The organism is Streptomyces sp. NBC_00299 (genome assembly GCF_036173045.1).
GTDB classification, from domain to species: domain Bacteria; phylum Actinomycetota; class Actinomycetes; order Streptomycetales; family Streptomycetaceae; genus Streptomyces; species Streptomyces machairae.
Genome location: NZ_CP108039.1, coordinates 4,725,891 through 4,743,494 on the forward strand (window position 1 = coordinate 4,725,891; position 17,604 = coordinate 4,743,494).

Here is a 17,604-nt window from a genome sequence, read left to right on the forward strand (position 1 = left end):
GCCCCATGTCCCGCGAGCTACCCATCGGCCTCACCCCGCCCGACTGGCTCGTGCGCAACCTCCGGGCCCAGCCGGCCTCCGTCAACTGGCCCGCCGTGATCCGCGCGGCCATCGCGCTGTCCCTGCCCCTGGCCGTCGGGCTCGCCGTCGACCGCCCCGGATACGGCGCCCTCGCCTCGATGGGCGCCCTCAACGGCGTCATCAGCGACACCGCCTCCGCCTACCGCCTGCGCATCCCCACGATCGCGATCCCGCAGCTCTTCGGCGCGGTCGGCATCGCCCTCGGGGCCCTGGTGTACGGCCACGGCTGGGTCGCCGTCGCCGCCGTCACCGGCGTCGCGCTGGTGTCCGGGATGATCTCGACGATCGGTGCGGTGGCCTCGGTGTCGGGGCTGTTGCTGCTGCTGACGTCCGTGATCGGCGCGGGGCTGCCGCTGCCGGGCGAGTGGTGGATGGCCCCGCTACTGATGGCAGGCGGCGGGCTGCTCGTCCTGGTCCTCGCGCTGCTCGCCTGGCCGCTGCGGTCGGGGGTGCCGGAACGGGCCGCGGTGGCGGACAGCTACCGGGCGGTCGCCGAGCTGCTGGAGGTCGGCGGCAGCGACAGCGGCACCAGCCAGGCGTACGACGCCGGCCGACACGCCGTCACCCAGTCCCTGAACCAGTCCTACGACATCATCCTCGCCCACCGCGCCCGCCATCACGGCCGCAGCCCCGAACTCACCCGCCTGCTGGCCCAGTTGAACGCCATCACCCCGGTCGTGGAGGCCGCCCCCGCCGCCCGCCTCAGCGGCAACCCCCTCCCGCCCGAGGTCCCGGCGGCGGTACGGCATCTCGCCTCCGCCGTGGAGAGCGGCCATACGGGACCGACAGGGCTGAAACTGCCCACCCCGACGACCGAGACCGGCCGCGCCGTCGACCACGCACTGCGGCACGCCGCCGACGTCGTCGCCAACCCGGACGTCGACCCGCGCGGCATCGACGACCGCCTGGGCCGCCCGGCCGCCCTGAGCATCCGCGCCGCCCGCGCACTGCGGGGCGTCACGCTCTCCGCCGCCTCCTGGCGCTACGGCCTGCGCCTCGCCCTGTGCATCGGGATCGCCCAGGCGCTGGTGTCCCTCATCCCGGTCCCCCGCTCCTACTGGGTCGCCCTGACCATCACCTTCGTCCTCAAGCCCGACTTCGGCTCCGTCTTCTCCCGGGCGCTGCTGCGTGCCCTCGGCACGGTCGCCGGGCTGGTCATCGCGGCGGCGGTGCTCGCGGAGGTGCCGCGCGGCTGGTGGGACGTACCGGTGCTGTTCCTGCTGGCACCGCTGATCCCGGCGCTCACCCCGCGCGGATACGGCTACCAGACGGCCGCCATCACGCCGGTGATCCTGCTCCTGTCGGACGTCCTGAGCCATCAGGGCACCGCCCTGCTGCTGCCCCGCCTGGGCGACTCCCTCATGGGGTGCGCGATCGCCCTGATCGCCGGTTACCTGCTGTGGCCGGAGAGCTGGCACACCCGGGTCGGCGCCCGGCTCGCGGACGCGGTGCAGGACACGGCCCGCTATGTGGAGGGCGCCTTCGGCCCGGACCCCGTGGACCCACCGGCCCGCGCCCGGATGCGCCGCGGCCTCTACCGCACCCTCTCCGCCATCCGCACCGAATTCCAGCGCGCCCTGACCGAGCCCCCGCCCACCGGCCGCCGGGCAGCCGCCTGGTGGCCCCTGGTCGTAGCGGTGGAACGCATCGTCGACGCGACCACGGCGGCGAGGGTACGAGTGGCCCACGGCGCACCTCCACCGTCCACCACGGAGGCGACCCAGGTGGCCCGCCAACTGAGGGAACTGGCGGAGGGCCTACGCGAGTCGGAAACCCTGTACGAGGTCCGCACGGACCTGACGGGCCCGGAGGGCAGCGTGCTGGAGCCCGTACGCCAGGAGGTGGCAGCGGCAAGAGCAATCGCGTCACCCCATTGAGCCCCCTGAGCGGCAGCCCACCCAGCGCCACAGGGAACCTGAGCGGCAGCCCACCCAGGGGCGCGGGGAACTGCGCGACCAGCCACAACGCACCCGCAGCCGCCCGCAAGGACAAGCCACCCGAGCTATTGGGCGCACAGCACCCAACCCCAAAGCGGCGCGGCCGCCCCGTGCAGGAGGGCGACCGCGCCGTGTGTGGGGGGTGGCTCAATTCCGCGGCTAGCGGGCCGCAGCGACCTTGTGCAGCGCCTTGTCCATCGCCGCGGCGAACCCGTTGGCCCACAGCTGCTCCACGCGGGAGCGCTCGTTGGCGTCCGGGTTCGGGTTCGTGCAGGACGGACCGGGACCGCCGCCCGACATCAGCTCACTGCACGGGCCCTCGTAGTGGTCCGGCAGACCCAGCACGTGCCCGGTCTCGTGCGCGGTGACGCGAGTCGAGTCGTACTCCTGGTTCTGCGCGTAGTCGAGGAAGATGTACCCGTTGCCGTGACCGTCGGTCGAGGCGTACGAGCCGCGCGGGTCGTTGCCCTCGCGGTAGGTGAAGTCGGCGTTCGAGCCCTGCTGGAGCTGGACGTTGGACACCGAGCTGTTCCAGATCTGGGTGCTTCTGGCTATCTGCGCGCTGAACGTGGGTGCCCCGGAGGCGTCGTAGACGACGGTGACGGCCGCGGCGCGAGGGTTCGCGGCGCGCTTCTCGGCGACGGACTTGACGACCGCCTCGAAGAAGGCCCGACTGGCGTCGGACTCCGCGGACTTGGCGACGTAGCCGGCGGTGGCGGTGGCGGTGGCAGAGGTGTGGGCCGGGGCCGCGGTGGCCGGGGCTGCCGTGCCCAGGCCGAGTGCCGCGACGCTGAGACCGACTGCCGCCGCCGTACGGGCGGACATGGACGTGGACATACGCATCGATGACTCCTAGGTGGGGGGTGAGTCGTCAAGGCGAGTGTCGGCGCCTGTGAGGCCGCTGTGATGATGGCAATCGGCGATAGCCCTGCCCTACCGGGGCCCCAATTGGCGGGCATCCGGGGGGATTTGTGCGGCTGGTGAAACCTGCTGTTCCGCTTTAGTCTCCGAGGGCATGGAGCTCGAGGTGAGACACCTCCGCGCGCTGTGCGCCATAGCCGACACCGGCAGTCTGCACCGGGCCGCCCGCCAGTTGGGCGTCGCCCAGCCATCGTTGAGCACGCAACTGCGACGGATCGAGCAGGAGCTGGGCGGCGCGCTGTTCCTGCGCGCGAGAACCGGCTGCCGGCCCACACCGCTGGGCCGGCTGGTCCTCAGCCGCGCCCGCCCGCTGGTGGCTGATATGCGCGCCCTGGTGGCCGAGGCGAGGGCGGCCGCGGTGGGCGGCCCGGAACTGCGGGTCGGCTCGACCGCGAGCAAGGCCCTGGCGGGCTGGCTGCGCCGGCTGCGCGGCCACGGCCAGGACCCCACCCTCCACATGAATGTCTCCCCCAACGCCCTGCTGCGCATGGTCGCCGACGGCCAGCTGGACGTCGCCTTCGTGCACGAGGTGGAGGGCTGCCCGCTGCGGATCCCGGCCGAGCTGCGGCTACGCGTGTTGATGGAGCGCGAACCGCAGTTCGTGTCGTTGCCGACCGACCACCCGGCCGTGGCGAAGTCCGAGGTCGCCCTGCGTGACCTGGCCGACGACCGCTGGATGGTCGATCCGACGGTCGACGGCGAGTGGGACGCCGTGCAGCGGATGTTCCGCGCGGCCGGCGTCAATCCCCACGTCCTGCACGGGGACTACTACACGGCCGACGCCCTGGTCGCCACCGGCGAGGTCGTCGCCGTCTGCCAGCCGACCCACGCCGACAGCCCCACGATGGCGGTACGGCGCCTGCACGGCGACCCCCTCGGCGTACGGCTCCTCCTCGCGGCCCGTACGGAGACGGACCTCGACGGCGTCTATCCCGCGCTGGAGGAGGCGTACTGGGAGGCGGCGCGGCAGGCGCCGGCGTACCGGGAGTGGCTGGAACACGACGGTGAGCGGCAGCCGCCGGTCCCAGCCCTTCCCTAGTCGGCGTCCCTGGATCAGACGCCGATGTCGCAGCCGTCCTTGCGCCACACCGCCACGACCGCCGGGCGGTTGATCTTGCCGGCACCGTCGGGCCAGGCGCTCAGCGGCTTCTCGGCCGTGGCGCCGTCGATCTCGCCCGGGTGCTGCACGGCGACGAGCACGCGGCGGTCCTGGACGAGCGGACCGCAGGTCTCCGCGCCCTTCGGCACCGTCAGGAACTGCTTGAGCTCACCGCGCCGGTCACCGCGCGTGGCGACACCGAAGAGGCCGTCGTGCGAGCCGAGCTGCGCGCCGTCGGTGGAGATCCACAGGTTGCCGTACGAGTCGAAGGCGACGTTGTCCGGGCAGGAGATCGGCGAGACGCCGTCCTTCGGGTACCCGGCGAAGTAGGTGGCCGGGTCCTCCGGGTCACCGGCGACCAGGAACAGCGACCAGGCGAACTTGTTGCTGTCGGCCCGGTTCCAGCGCTCGGTCAGCTCCAGGATGTGCCCGTGCTTGTTGGCGTTGCGCGGGTTGGCCTCGTCCGCCTTGGCGTTCGTGCCGATGCCGCGGTTGGTGTTGTTGGTGAGGGCGACGTACACCTTGCCGGTGTGCGGGTTGGGCTCGATGTCCTCGGGCCGGTCCATCTTCGTCGCGCCGACCTTGTCACCGGCGAGGCGCGTGAAGACGAAGACCTCCTCGGCGGTCATGCCCTCGACGTGCGACTCGGCGCCCTTCGCGGTCGCCGTGGCCAGCGGGATCCACTCGCCGCTGCCGTCGAACTCGCCGTCGGCGGGAAGCTTCCCGGTCCCGTCGATCTCGATGGCCGGGGAGTCGCCGGTGAGCTTGGCGACGTAGAGCGTGCCCTCGTCGAGCAGCGCGAGGTTGTGCTCCCGCACCGCGCGCGAGCTGCCCTTCTTCATCCGCTTGCTGCCGACGAACTTGTAGAAGTAGTCGAAGCGCTCGTCGTCACCGGAGTAGACGACCGGGCGGCCGTCGTCGGTCAGGCGCACGGTCGCGCCCTCGTGCTTGAAGCGGCCGAGCGCGGTGTGCTTGCGCGGCTTGGAGTCGGGGTCGTACGGGTCGAGCTCGACGACGTACCCGAAGCGGTGCACCTCGTTCGGCTCCTGCGCGACGTCGAAGCGCTTGTCGAACCGCTCCCACTTGCGCTCGGTGGCGCCGGTTCCGATGCCGTAGCGCTTGTCCGTGGCGCGGGTGGCGTTGCCGAAGTACTGGTTGAAGTTCTCCTCGCCGTGCAGCGTGGTGCCCCAGGGGGTGACGCCGCCGGCGCAGTTGTTCAGGGTGCCGAGAGCCTTGCGGCCGGTCGGGTCGGCGGAGGTCTTCAGCAGGTCGGAGCCGGCGGCGGGGCCGGTGATGCGGAACTCGGTGGTCGCGGTGACGCGGCGGTTGAGCGGATGGCGGGAGACCGGGGTGAGCTTGCCGGTACGGCGCTCCTCCTCGACGACGACCGCGGACAGACCATGCGCGGCCCAGGCGATCTCGACCTGCTCCTTGGTCGGGTTGGCGGCGTCGTAGCCACGGAACATGAGCACCTCATCGGTGTACTCATGGTTGGCGACGAGGATCTGGCGGCCGCGCTCGCCGGGCACCGGCAGCAGCGCGAGGAAGTCGCAGTTGTACCCGAACTGACCGGCCTGGGCCTTCGCGGACTGCTTCGCCGCGTCGAAGGCGGGCACACCGCGCAGGATGGGCTCGCCCCAGCGGATGACGATGTTCTGCGCGTATCCGTCCGGGATGGTCACGGTGTCGGCGGTGTTCGGCGCGACGGGGTTGAACCGCAGACCACGCGCACCGCGGCCGAAGGTACCGGTCCGCTCGGTCGCCGCGGCGGCCTCGGCGGCCTCGGCCTTCGGCGCGGCAAGGGTGGTGGAGGCGCCCACGGCGGCGGCAGCGGTGACGACGGCGGCGGCGCGCAGCGTCGTACGGCGGCTGACGGCCTCGGCGATCACGTCACCCACGTACGGATTCGTGGTGGTGTTGGGCACTTCGTGGAAACAGGCGTCACCACACCGGAACCGGCAGGTCAGGGCGGCCCGACCGCCGGGATGCGAGTCACTGTTCGTTCTGATGATCGGCAGCTGAATGCGCATGATTTTTTTGTACTCCCCTTGCTTCCCCTTGAATGCAGCGTGGGGGACGGTAGGGGCACGTTTGTGCGGGAGCGGGGCGACTGCATGAACTGGAGGTGAATCAGAGGTATCCGTACGGGAGTTGGGTCCGCGCCGCGGAATCGACGCGATGCAGCCCTTGACGTACCTCGACGGACGGAATCCTTCTGTGTCCGCCCCTCCCCAAGATCGCCATCTGGGGCCGCTAACCTTACGTGTCCGTCCTGGCCAGGGATCGACGGGCATCAACTCACGCGAAGGGTTGCGGACATGGGCATTCTCACTCTCCTGCGGAACGCATTCGGCCGATCACGCAAGGTTCGTACGGCCGAAGCAGAGGGTGCGACTGCTGCGCCGGAACCGCAGCCGACGCTCCCTTCCCCCTCCCCGGAACCCACCCCGCCGACCACGGCCCAGGTCCCGGAACCGCGCACGTCGGAGCCCCCGGCCCGCCCGGCAAAGCCCGAGACGCCGGATACGACCGCCGAGTCGGACGACGAGCACGACTTGGTCTCGGCCGCCTTCGACAACGTAACGGTGCCGAGGCCCGCGGGCCCGGCGGAGGAGCGGGCAACGACGGGCGAGACCCCTGCGACGGAGCCGACGGTTACTGAGGAGCCGGTCGCGGCGGAGCCGACGGTTACTGAGGAGCCGGTTGCGGAGACGCCGACCGCTGAGGCTGCGGCGGCCGAGGAGCCGGTCGCGGTTGAGGAGCCGGTCGCGGAGACCCTGACCGCCGAGGAGCCCGCCGCAGAGGAGCCCACCGCCGAGCCGGTCGCCGCCGAGGAACCGGTCGCGGAGACCCCGGCCACCGACGAACCCGCCGCAGAGGAGCCCACCGCCGAGCCGGTCGCCGCCGAGGAACCGGTCGCGGAGACCCTGACCGCCGAGGAGCCCGCCGCCGAGCCGGTCGCCGCCGAGGAACCGGTCGCGGAGACCCTGACCGCCGAGGAGCCCGCTGCCGAGCCGGCAGAGGCTGAGGAGCCGGTTGCGGCTGAGGAGCCTGCGCCCGTGGAGGCGGCCGAGGAGCCGGTGGCGAAGGCCACGGAGACCGCTTCGGAGACCGAGCCCGAGCCCGTGGCTGTCGAGGCCGAGCCGGAGCCGGTCGTGGCCGCGGCCGCCGACGGCGGGGAAGCCCCACAGGGGCCACTCGCAGCCGACGACGAAAGCGTCACGGGTGGTGCGGGTGGGAACAACGAGGCCGAAGGCGAAGCCGAGGCCGAGACCCCCGTCCCCACAACCCTCCGCACCGCCCACACCGCCGCAGCAGCCACCCTCACCAAAACCAACCTCACCGGCACCACAGCGAAGCTCTACCTCGTGCTGGACCGCTCCGCGAGCATGCGCCCGTACTACAAGGACGGCTCCGCCCAGGCCCTCGCCGAGCAGACCCTCGCCCTGGCCGCCCACCTCGACCCCGAGACCACCGGCCCCAAGGTCCACGTCGTCTTCTTCTCCACCGAACTCGACGGCACCGGCGAGCTCACCCTCACCGACCACGAGAACAAGATCGACGAGCTGCACGCCGGCCTCGGCCGCATGGGCCGCACCAGCTACCACGTCGCGGTCGAGGAAGTCGTCGCCCACCACACCAAGACCGCCCCCGGCACCCCCGCCCTGGTCGTCTTCCAGACTGACGGCGCCCCCGACGCCAAGACCCCGGCCACCCACGCCCTCACCGAGGCCGCGAAGAACCACCCCGCCGTGTTCTTCTCCTTCGTCGCGTTCGGCGACCCGGAGAACAAGGCCTTCGACTACCTCCGCAAGCTGAAGCTGGACAACATGTCCTACTTCCTCGCCGGCGAGGACCCGAAGGAGCTCACGGACGCGGAGATCTACGAGGGCATCCTCGCCGGCTGGCGCCCGTAACCCCGGAGATCACCCCGGACCACCCGGGCCGCCCCCTTCCCACCCCTCGAAATGGGAAGCGGGCGGCCCACCCGTGTCGGCTACGATTTCAAGGTTCGCAAAGAACCAAGAACCCCGAAATCCGACCTGGGAGCAGCCCCCGATGGCTCGACACCTCATCACCAGCGCCCTTCCGTACATCAACGGAATCAAGCACCTGGGCAACATGGTGGGGTCCATGCTCCCGGCGGACGTGTACTCCAGGTACCTCCGCCAGCGCGGCCACGACGTCCTCTACATCTGCGCGACGGACGAGCACGGCACCCCGGCGGAGCTGGCGGCCAAGGAGCAGGGCCTGCCCGTGGCGGACTTCTGCGCGCAGGCGCACGACGCCCAGAAGGCGGTCTACGACGGCTTCGCGCTGGCCTTCGACTACTTCGGCCGGAGTTCCTCCCCGCAGAACGTCGAGATCACCCAGCACTTCGCCCGCAAGCTGAACGAGAACGGCTTCATCGAGGAGCGGGCGATCCGCCAGGTGTACAGCCCCACCGACGGCCGCTTCCTCCCGGACCGCTACGTCGAGGGCACCTGCCCCCACTGCGGCTACGACAAGGCCCGCGGCGACCAGTGCGAGAACTGCACCCGCGTACTCGACCCCACCGACCTGATCGACCCGCGCTCGGCGATCTCCGGCTCCACGGACCTGGAGGTCCGCGAGACCAAGCACCTGTTCCTGCTCCAGTCCCAGCTGCAGAGCGAGGTCATGGAGTGGGTCGCCCGCCACGACGGCGTCTGGCCGCACCTGGCGTCCTCCATCGCCCACAAGTGGCTGACCGAGGGCCTGCACGACCGCGCGATCACCCGTGACCTGGACTGGGGCGTCCCGGTCCCGGCCGACACCTGGCCGGAGCTGGCGGCCGAGGGCAAGGTCTTCTACGTCTGGTTCGACGCCCCGATCGAGTACATCGGCGCGACGAAGGAATGGTCGGACCTCGACCCGTCGACGCGTGACTGGAAGTCCTGGTGGTACGACGTCGACACCGACGTCCGCTACACGGAGTTCATGGCGAAGGACAACGTCCCGTTCCACACGGTGATGTTCCCGGCCACCGAGCTCGGCATCCGCGAGCCCTGGAAGAAGGTCGACTTCGTCAAGGCCTTCAACTGGCTGACGTACTACGGCGGAAAGTTCTCCACGTCCCAGAAGCGCGGTGTCTTCACCGACCAGGCCCTGGAGATCCTCCCCGCCGACTACTGGCGCTACTTCCTGATCGCCAACGCCCCCGAGTCGGACGACTCGTCGTTCACCTGGGAGCACTTCACGGCGACGGTCAACAAGGACCTGGCCGACACCCTCGGCAACTTCGTCAACCGCGTCCTGTCCTTCTCCAAGAAGCGCTTCGGCGAGGAGGTCCCGGCGGGCGCCGAGGCCGGCGAGGCGGAGGCGAAGCTGGGCGAGCAGATCGCCGAGCTCCTCGCCGAGTACGAGCAGCACATGGAGACCCTCCAGTTCCGCAAGGCGGCCGCCGCCCTGCGCGCGCTGTGGTCCGCGGGCAACTCCTACCTGGAGGAGAAGGCCCCCTGGCTGGAGATCAAGACCGACAAGGACGGCGCCGCCCTCACCCTGCGTACGGCGATGAACCTGATCCACCTGTACGCGGTGGTCTCGGAGCCGTTCATCCCGACGTCGGCGGCCGCCATGCGCCAGGCCTTCGCCCTGAAGAACGACACGGCGACCTGGGTGAGCCCCGAGGAGGCCAGGTCCCTCACGGCCGTCCCCGCCGGCACCCCCTTCACCGTCCCGCCGGTCCTCTTCGCCAAGCTCACGGACGAGGACCTGGAGGCGTACAAGGAGCGCTTCGGCGGCGAAGGCGCCTGAATGATGTGAGGGGCGTCGCGCGACTGTGATGGAGTGAGGTCATGACGTACTACGTCACGACCCCGATCTACTACGTCAACGACGCCCCGCACCTGGGCCACGCCTACACGACGGTGGCGGCCGACGTCCTCGCCCGCTGGCACCGCCGACGCGGCGAGGACGTGTGGTTCCTCACGGGGACCGACGAGCACGGCCAGAAGATCCTGCGAACGGCCGAGGCGAACGGCGTGCCGCCGCAGGTCTGGGCCGACCGGCTGGCCGAGGAGTCCTGGAAGCCGCTCTGGCAGCACCTGGAGATCTCCCACGACGACTTCATCCGTACGACCGAGAAGCGGCACACGGACCGGGTGCAGGAGTTCTTCCAGGACCTGTACGACAACGGCCGGATCCGCAAGGGGAGTTACGAGGGCCCGTACTGCGTGGCCTGCGAGGAGTACAAGCTCCCCGGCGAGCTGATCGAGGCGGCGGACGGCACTCTGCTCTGCGCGATCCACAAGCGCCCGGTGGATCTCCTCAAGGAGGAGAACTACTTCTTCAAGCTCAGCGAGTACGGTGAGCGCCTCCTCGCCCACTACGAGGCCAACCCCGGCTTCATCCAGCCGGAGTCGGCCCGCAACGAGGTGGTGAACTTCGTCCGGGGCGGCCTTCAGGACCTCTCCATCTCCCGCTCGACGTTCGACTGGGGCGTCAAGGTCCCCTGGGACGACGACCACGTCATCTACGTCTGGGCGGACGCCCTGCTCAACTACGCCACGGCCGTCGGCTACAACGAGAACCCCGAGAAGTTCGAGTCGACGTTCCCGGCCGACGTCCACCTCGTCGGCAAGGACATCCTCCGCTTCCACGCGGTCATCTGGCCGGCCATGCTGATGGCGAACGGTCTGCCGCTGCCGGGCCGGATCGCGGCCAACGGCTGGCTGCTGGTCGGCGGCGAGAAGATGAGCAAGTCCAACCTGACCGGCATCAAGCCACAGGATCTGACCTCGCACTTCGGCGTGGACGCGTACCGCTGGTACTTCCTGCGCGCGATCGCCTTCGGCCAGGACGGCTCGTTCTCCTGGGAGGACTTCTCCGCCCGCTACACCAGCGAGCTGGCGAACGACTACGGCAACCTCGCCTCCCGGGTGGCGGCCATGGTCGGCCGGTACTTCGGCGGCGAGCTGCCGGCGTCGACGGCCCACGGCGAGGCCGAGCAGGCCGTCCAGGAGGGTCTCGCCAAGGCCGTCGCGGAGGCCGACCGCAGGATCGGCGACGAGCTGGACTTCCAGGGCGGCATCCTGGCGGTCTTCGACTTCGTCCGGCAGGTCAACGGCTACCTCACGGAGCAGGAGCCCTGGAAGGTCGCGAAGGACGAATCCGAGGAGGCCCGAGCCCGTCTCGCCACCGTCCTCCACACGGCCGCGGAGTCCCTCCGGGCCGTCGCCGTCCTGCTGGAACCGGTGATGCCGGAGACCTCCGCGAAGCTCTGGGACTCCCTGGGCGCGGAGGCCTCCCTGGGCCGTCTCCAGGACCAGAGGATCCAGGAGGCGGCCGACTGGGGGAGGCTCCCCGCCGGTACGACGGTCACCAAGGGTGCGGTGCTGTTCCCGCGGCTGGAAGACCCGCCGACGCCTACTTGAGGACCCCGGCGCCCGTCGTCGTCGCCAGCTCGTTCGCGAGGTTCTTCGCCGACGTCTGCAGACCCGCCGTGAGCGCCGGCTTCCAGTTCACCGTCGTCTTGATCTTCTTCGAGTTCGCGGCGTTGTAGGCGGCCACGATGTCGGTGGCGGTGCCGTTGACGAGGTTGCCGGTGCCCGCGATCGAGCCGGTGCCGTCGCCGCTCAGCAGCTTGGCCGCCTTGGCGCCGGACGGGAGCTTGAAGGCGTTGTGCTCGGCGACGACCTGGGCCTTGGCGCGGGAGTCGATGCTGTACTTCGGCTCGTAGCCGTTGAGCGCGGTCGTGTCGTAGAGGTTGTTGTAGAGGTGGATCTGGCCGATGCGGGCCAGGGGCGCCCGCTGCACGATCCCCTTCCACACGTTGTGGTGGAGGGTGACCCGCAGCTTGCCGGTGCTGTCGGTGTCGCTGCTGCCGATCAGCATCGTCTTGTCGTGGTTGCTGAAGACGTTGCGCTCGACGGTCACCAGGTCGGAGCCGCCTGTGATGTCGAGGGCGCCGTCGTGGATCTGGTACTTGCGGCCGAAGTACGTCTTCAGTGACTTGTCGAAGACCGGCGCGTCCGTGAACGTGTTGTGGTCGGCCCAGACGTTCGTCGCGCCGCGCAGGGTGACGGAGTCGTAGGCGGAGTTCCACTCGCCCGCCGAGCCGTCCGTCGGGTCCCACTGCGGGAAGCAGTCCTCGGTGGCGGAGAACGTCAAGTTGCGGACGATGACGTTCTTCACGTTCTGCACCTGGAGGCTGCCGCCCGTGATGCCGGCGTTCGTGCCGGGGACACCGACGAGGGTGGTGTTGGCCGGCACCCGGAAGACGATGTTCTTCTTCTGTTTCTCCGCGGCGGCCTTGCGGGCGTTCTCCTGCGTGCCCGAGGGTGCCTTCCTGCCGTACGTCGCCGGGTCGTAGGCCTTGAGGTAGGCCGCGAGCGAGTAGCCGGTGCCAAAGGCGTGGTCGGCGCAGGTCAGCTTCTTGCCGGCGTCGCTGGTGCCGGCGTCGATGGTGCCCTTGACCTTGATGATCCGGGGCGTGGTGTCGGAGACCGACCCCAGTGCCTTCACGAGCTGCGCGCGGGTGCTGACGGTGTACACGCGCGCGGAATCGGCCTTCGAGCCGCCCGTCGTACCGGAGCCGGAGGCCGCCCATCCGTCCTTCACGGGCAGGGACTGGTGGTACAGGTCGACCGCGTCGGCGTTGGCGTTCATCACAAGGACACCGGCACCGATGCCGGCGGCCAGGGCGGCGGCGGTCGCGACGACGATGCGGCGGCCGCGGACGGAACGGCGGTGGGAGGGGCGCTGGACGGGGCGTTGGGAATCGGATGCCACGAATGAGTCCTTCGGATGCTTTCGGTGAGGCTCGCGCTCCGGCGAGCGATCCCGCGTGGGCGGGCTTCCGACCCGTCTGTGGTCGCGGAGATCCGAAAGGTTGCCGTGGAGGTCTTGACTGATCCGTGTGCAACTCGGGGACATCACGCGGATGTTGTCCATCCGGTTGGCATGGATCGCCCCCCACCGCCACCATGCCCCCCGTCACGACCGTATGGTTTCCGCCATGGCAGTCCCAGAGGTCATCCCGATCGCCTACGAGCCGCACGGCCGTACCGAGGCGATCGGTTGTTACGCGGACGGACAGTTCTTCGGCTCGGTCACGTACGCCTTCCCCAAGGATTTCGACCTCGGCACGGGCTGGGAAGAGCAAAAACGCCTCTATTCGGTACTGCACACCTTCGACCCCGAAGGCCGGTACCGCGACTCGGAGATCTGGTGCGCCGGCACCTGGGCCGAGCAGATGCGCGCCCCGGACGGAGCCGACTCGGTGCTGGCCCGCGCCCGCGCCCACCTCGCGACCCAACTGCGCAGTCTCCCCCGCCGTACGTACACGGACATCGCCGTCCGCCCCTTCCAACTCACCGTCGACGGCGTGCTGTTCGGCCTGGTGACGGACGAGGACGAGGGTGAGGCCTGGGCCGAGCTGTACCCGGACCACCTGGGTTTCGGGGCGCCCTGGGACGGTTCGTACGACACCTGATCGTTTGCGCCTCTATGCCTGGACGCCCCTGAGACGCTATACATTGCGAAGATCATGTAAGGCCATCAAGTGGGGGGATCCATTCATGGCACTCTTCGGAAACGCGCACACCATCGACCAGGGGCAGGCGCAGCAGGACTACGCACGTCTGCTGGGCCACGGTGAGCAGGTGCACGCGGCGTACCTGCTGATACGGGACACCATCCTGTTCACCGACCGCCGTCTGATCCTGGTCGACAAGCAGGGCATCACGGGCAAGAAGGTGGAGTACCACTCGATCCCGTACCGCAGCATCACGCACTTCGCGGTGGAGACAGCCGGCACCTTCGACCTGGACGCCGAGCTGAAGATCTGGCTCTCGGGGTCGGCGACGCCAGTCCAGAAGACGTTCACCAAGGGCGTCGACATCTACGAGGTCCAGGCGATCCTGACGCAGTTCGTGGCGAAGTAGCCGTACGTCCGGCCCCGCCGAGGTCGCCCGACCCGGCGGGGCAGCCATAATCGGCGCACGATGATCCCGCAGCCCCGCCACCTCCTGACCGACGTCCTCGCTCTGGGCGCCCGCTATCCCCTCGTCCTGGCCGGCGAGTACGCGATCCGGGCGCACGGTCTGACGTCGCGGGAGTCGGTGCGGGGACCGCTGGAGGTGGCGACGGAGTCGCCCGAGCCCATGGACCGGATCGCCGCCGACATGCTGCGCGGCCTGACCGAACTCGGCTGGCGGGTACGCCCCCTGGAGACCGACCCGCTCTCCGCCCGGCTGCTCGTCACCGCCCCGGACGCCGATGACCAGCTCACGGAGGGCCGTGCCGAGGAGCACACGCTCGACCTCCTGAAGGAGACTCTCTGGCACCCGCCGGTCACCACCGACCTCGGCCCGGTCCTCTCCCTCGAAGACCTCATCGGCACCAAGGTCCGCGCTCTGACCGACCGCGGCACCGCACGCGACCTGATCGACGTCTACGCCGCCGCGGCCCACTGGAGCTTCCCCGACCTGGAGGAGCAGGGCCGCCGCCACGCCTGGGACGAGTTCGACCCTGCCGACCTCCAGTCCCGCCTGGAGGCGACGGAACTGCTGGACGACCGGGTGTTCACCGCCCGCGGCCTCACCACGGAGTCGGTGACAACACTGCGCCGCTGGGTCAGGGCCTGGGCCGACGACATCGCCGAGCGCCTGCTGGAGGAGGAGGCGCTCAAGCCACCCACGGAGGAGGAGTGACGGCCCGACCACCCGCACTCAACGCGCCTCCCCACTCGCTACCCGGCTCCAGGTCAGGTCGAGTCAGGTGCCGGTGTTCGCCGCCTCCGGGTCGACGCCCACGGTGATCGTCGCCTGGACACCCCTGGCGATGTCGTTCTTCGTGTACTTCAGCTTCAGCAGGCCGCCGGTGGTCCCGCTCTGGTCGTAGATCGTGTCCTCGTCGAGCGTGGTGCGCTCCGTCGTGGACGTCGAGTACGGCTCCTCCTCGGCGGAGAGCAGGACCGTCTCCTCGTCGAAGAAGAACTGGCCGGTGTGGCAGGTGGTGCCGCCCTCGTAACCGGCGTCCGTCCACTCGCCGCTGACATGCACCTTGGCGTGGATGTGCACGCAGCGGCCCTGGTACCAGCCCGGGAAGATCGTCTTGAAGGTGACGAAGCCCTTGCGGTCCGTCCTCCAGGTGCCGCGCAGATAGCGGGTGTCGCTGGTCGGCTCCTCGTGCCCGCCGCCACCGCCGCCGGCCGGCGGCTCACCGGTCGGGGTGCCGGACGGCACTGCGGTGGGCGTGCCCGAGGGGGCGTCCGTGGGCGGGGTGCCGCCCCCGCCGCCGTTCGAGAAGGACTCGTAGCCCGAATACAGGCCCAGCGCGTCGCAGTGCCAGATGTCCACCGCCGCGTTGCCGACCGGCTTGCAGCTCTCGGCGTCGATCACCTTGATGCGGAGGGTGAGCGGGATGCCCTCCTTGTCCTCGGTGATGTCCTGGCGGAGCTTGTCCGCGTCGATGTAGTAGGGGCCCTCGGTGGTCTCCGAGGTGAGCTGGTAGCAGGTCTCCCCGGCGGTGGAGCTGCTGCTCGCCGACGCCTTCGCACCCGCCGTCTCAGCACCCTTCGCCGCCGGCTCTCCCGCAAAGGCGCCCGCCGCCAGCGTGCCGCCCACGCCCACCGCTGCGGCGGCTCCCGCACCGGCGACGACGACCTTGCGACGCGTCAGATCCCGTTTGTGCTTCGGCTCTTGGGCCGAGTGGTTTCCCGTCATTCCCAGGACGCTAGGTAAGAGCGCTGTAAGGGGCATGGGTGTGAGCTGTGGTTCCCTGTGGAACCTGAAAGGGCCCGGAACCGATCACGGTTCCGGGCCCCTCGCTCAGCCGACTACTTGGGCTGCGGCTTGCGCACCGTCAGGTGCAGCTCCTTCAGCCGCGCCTCCTCCAGCTCCGTCGGCGCGCCCATCATCAGGTCCTGGGCGTTGCCGTTGAGCGGGAAGGCGATCGTCTCGCGGATGTTCGGCTCGTCGGCGAGCAGCATGACGATGCGGTCGACGCCGGGCGCGATGCCACCGTGCGGCGGGGCGCCGAAGCGCAGCGCGCGCAGCATGCCGGCGAACTTCTCCTCGACGGTCTCGCGGTCGTAGCCGGCGATCTCGAAGGCCTTGAGCATGATCTCGGGCTCGTGGTTCCGGATCGCGCCGGAGGACAGCTCCACGCCGTTGCAGACGATGTCGTACTGCCAGCCCAGGATGTCCAGCGGGTCCTGGTTCTCCAGGGCCTCCAGGCCGCCCTGCGGCATGGAGAACGGGTTGTGCGAGAAGTCGATCGCGCCGGTCTCCTCGTCCTTCTCGTACATCGGGAAGTCGACGATCCAGCAGAACCGGAAGACGCCCTCCTCGAAGTGCCCGGCCCGCTTGGCGGCCTCGACCCGCACCGCGCCCATGATCTTCGAGACCTCGTCGAACTCGCCCGCGCCGAAGAACACGGCGTGGCCGGCCTCCAGGCCGAGGCGCTCGGTGAGGACCTTGACGTTCTCCTCGGTGAGGAACTTGGCGATCGGGCCGGTCAGCGAGCCGTCCTCGGCGACACGGACCCAGGCCAGGCCCTTGGCGCCCTGCGAGACCGCGAAGTCACCGAGCTGGTCGAAGAACTTGCGGGGCTGCGCGGAGACGTCCGGCACCGGCAGCGCGCGCACGTGCTTGCCGGCGAACGCCTTGAACTCCGAGCCCTCGAACACGTCGGTGATGTCGACGAGCTCCAGCTGGGCGCGCAGGTCCGGCTTGTCCGAGCCGTACTTCAGCATCGCCTCGCGGAACGGGATCCGCGGGAACGGGGACGTGACGTGGCGGCCGTTGCCGAACTCCTCGAACAGCTCGGTCATGAGCTGCTCGATCGGCTGGAAGACGTCCTCCTGCTCGACGAAGCTCATCTCGACGTCGAGCTGGTAGAACTCGCCCGGCGAGCGGTCCGCACGCGCGTCCTCGTCGCGGAAGCAGGGCGCGATCTGGAAGTAGCGGTCGAAGCCGGAGATCATCAGCAGCTGCTTGAACTGCTGGGGGGCCTGCGGCAGGGCGTAGAACCTGCCCGGGTTCAGCCGGGAGGGGACGACGAAGTCGCGGGCGCCCTCGGGGGAGGTCGCGGACAGGATCGGCGTCGCCATCTCGTTGAAGCCCAGCGCCGTCATCTTGTGGCGGATCGCCGAAATGACCGACGTACGCAGCAGGATGTTGCGGTGCATGCGCTCGCGGCGCAGGTCCAGGAAGCGGTACTCCAGGCGCCGCTCCTCGTTGACCCCGTCCTCGGTGTTGATCGTGAAGGGCAGCGGGGCGGCCGCGCCGAGCAGCTCGACCTCGCCGACCTCGACCTCGATCTCACCGGTGGGCAGCTCGGAGTTGATGTTCTCGGCGCCGCGGGAGACGACCTTGCCGTCGACGCGGACGGTGGACTCCTTGGAGAGCTTGTCGAGAGCCTCGTAGGAGGGCGTGCCGGGACGGGCGACGAGCTGCGTGATGCCGTAGTGGTCGCGCAGATCGATGAAGAGGATGCCGCCCAGGTCGCGCCGATTGTGCAGCCAGCCACTCAGTCGGACGTCGGTGCCGACGTCAGAGGAGCGGAGCTCGCCGCAGGTGTGGGACCTGTACCGATGCATCG

The 17,604-nt window shown here is 69.9% G+C and carries 13 protein-coding genes; 8 read left to right on the forward strand and 5 right to left on the reverse strand.

Translation table 11 applies throughout. The features are described from left to right. The first annotated feature begins 5 nt into the window (after positions 1-5). Positions 6-1,958, forward strand: a complete 1,953-nt coding sequence (locus tag OHT51_RS20835; protein ID WP_328880440.1) for an FUSC family protein — start codon at positions 6-8, stop codon at positions 1,956-1,958. Between the two features lie 219 nt (positions 1,959-2,177). Here OHT51_RS20835 and snpA read toward each other — a convergent pair whose 3' ends face one another. Continuing rightward, the gene (gene snpA / locus OHT51_RS20840) at positions 2,178-2,861 is read right to left on the reverse strand and encodes a snapalysin (RefSeq protein ID WP_328880441.1); all 684 of its coding nucleotides are present in this window, start codon (positions 2,859-2,861) and stop codon (positions 2,178-2,180) included. A gap of 172 nt (positions 2,862-3,033) precedes the next feature. Between snpA and OHT51_RS20845 the strand changes: the two genes are divergently transcribed. Then, positions 3,034-3,978 (forward strand): LysR family transcriptional regulator, encoded by a 945-nt coding sequence (locus OHT51_RS20845; protein WP_328880442.1) that lies wholly within the window; start codon positions 3,034-3,036, stop codon positions 3,976-3,978. A gap of 14 nt (positions 3,979-3,992) precedes the next feature. On the opposite strand, the gene OHT51_RS20850 is transcribed toward OHT51_RS20845, so the two are convergent. After that, a complete protein-coding gene (locus OHT51_RS20850) occupies positions 3,993-6,068 on the reverse strand; it encodes a PhoX family protein (RefSeq protein ID WP_328880443.1) in 2,076 nt (691 codons plus the stop codon). Between the two features lie 288 nt (positions 6,069-6,356). Between OHT51_RS20850 and OHT51_RS20855 the strand changes: the two genes are divergently transcribed. The 3 genes from OHT51_RS20855 (at position 6,357) to metG (OHT51_RS20865) (ending at position 11,432) form a co-directional block, all read left to right on the forward strand. Next, the gene (locus OHT51_RS20855; protein ID WP_328880444.1) at positions 6,357-7,955 is read left to right on the forward strand and encodes a VWA domain-containing protein; all 1,599 of its coding nucleotides are present in this window, start codon (positions 6,357-6,359) and stop codon (positions 7,953-7,955) included. 142 nt (positions 7,956-8,097) lie between these two features. Beyond that, positions 8,098-9,813, forward strand: coding sequence for a methionine--tRNA ligase (gene metG / locus OHT51_RS20860; RefSeq protein WP_328880445.1), 1,716 nt, complete (start codon positions 8,098-8,100; stop codon positions 9,811-9,813). 41 nt (positions 9,814-9,854) lie between these two features. Further along, positions 9,855-11,432, forward strand: a complete 1,578-nt coding sequence (gene metG / locus OHT51_RS20865; RefSeq protein WP_328880446.1) for a methionine--tRNA ligase — start codon at positions 9,855-9,857, stop codon at positions 11,430-11,432. Here the strand turns inward: metG (OHT51_RS20865) and OHT51_RS20870 are convergent. After that, positions 11,425-12,789: a pectate lyase family protein gene (locus OHT51_RS20870; protein ID WP_328880447.1), complete on the reverse strand. Its 1,365-nt coding sequence runs from the start codon at positions 12,787-12,789 to the stop codon at positions 11,425-11,427. The genes metG (OHT51_RS20865) and OHT51_RS20870 overlap by 8 nt on opposite strands. Positions 12,790-13,015: 226 nt before the next feature. Here OHT51_RS20870 and OHT51_RS20875 point away from each other — a divergent pair, with 226 nt between their 5' ends. From OHT51_RS20875 to OHT51_RS20885, 3 genes are all read left to right on the forward strand, one after another. Further along, a complete protein-coding gene (locus OHT51_RS20875; protein WP_328880448.1) occupies positions 13,016-13,492 on the forward strand; it encodes a hypothetical protein in 477 nt (158 codons plus the stop codon). An 85-nt stretch (positions 13,493-13,577) separates the two neighbouring features. Continuing rightward, a complete protein-coding gene (locus OHT51_RS20880) occupies positions 13,578-13,943 on the forward strand; it encodes a PH domain-containing protein (RefSeq protein ID WP_093907565.1) in 366 nt (121 codons plus the stop codon). Positions 13,944-14,003: 60 nt separating this feature from the next. After that, on the forward strand, positions 14,004-14,711 hold the full coding sequence (locus OHT51_RS20885) for a nucleotidyl transferase AbiEii/AbiGii toxin family protein (RefSeq protein ID WP_328880449.1): 708 nt from the start codon (positions 14,004-14,006) through the stop codon (positions 14,709-14,711). 63 nt (positions 14,712-14,774) lie between these two features. Here the strand turns inward: OHT51_RS20885 and OHT51_RS20890 are convergent, their stop codons facing one another. Then, complete coding sequence (locus OHT51_RS20890) at positions 14,775-15,725, reverse strand: intradiol ring-cleavage dioxygenase (RefSeq protein ID WP_328880450.1); 951 nt, start codon at positions 15,723-15,725, stop codon at positions 14,775-14,777. Between the two features lie 113 nt (positions 15,726-15,838). Beyond that, positions 15,839-17,602 carry an aspartate--tRNA ligase gene (gene aspS, locus OHT51_RS20895; RefSeq protein ID WP_328880451.1) on the reverse strand — a complete coding sequence of 588 codons (1,764 nt, stop codon included), beginning with the start codon at positions 17,600-17,602 and terminating at the stop codon, positions 15,839-15,841. Positions 17,603-17,604: the final 2 nt, after the last annotated feature.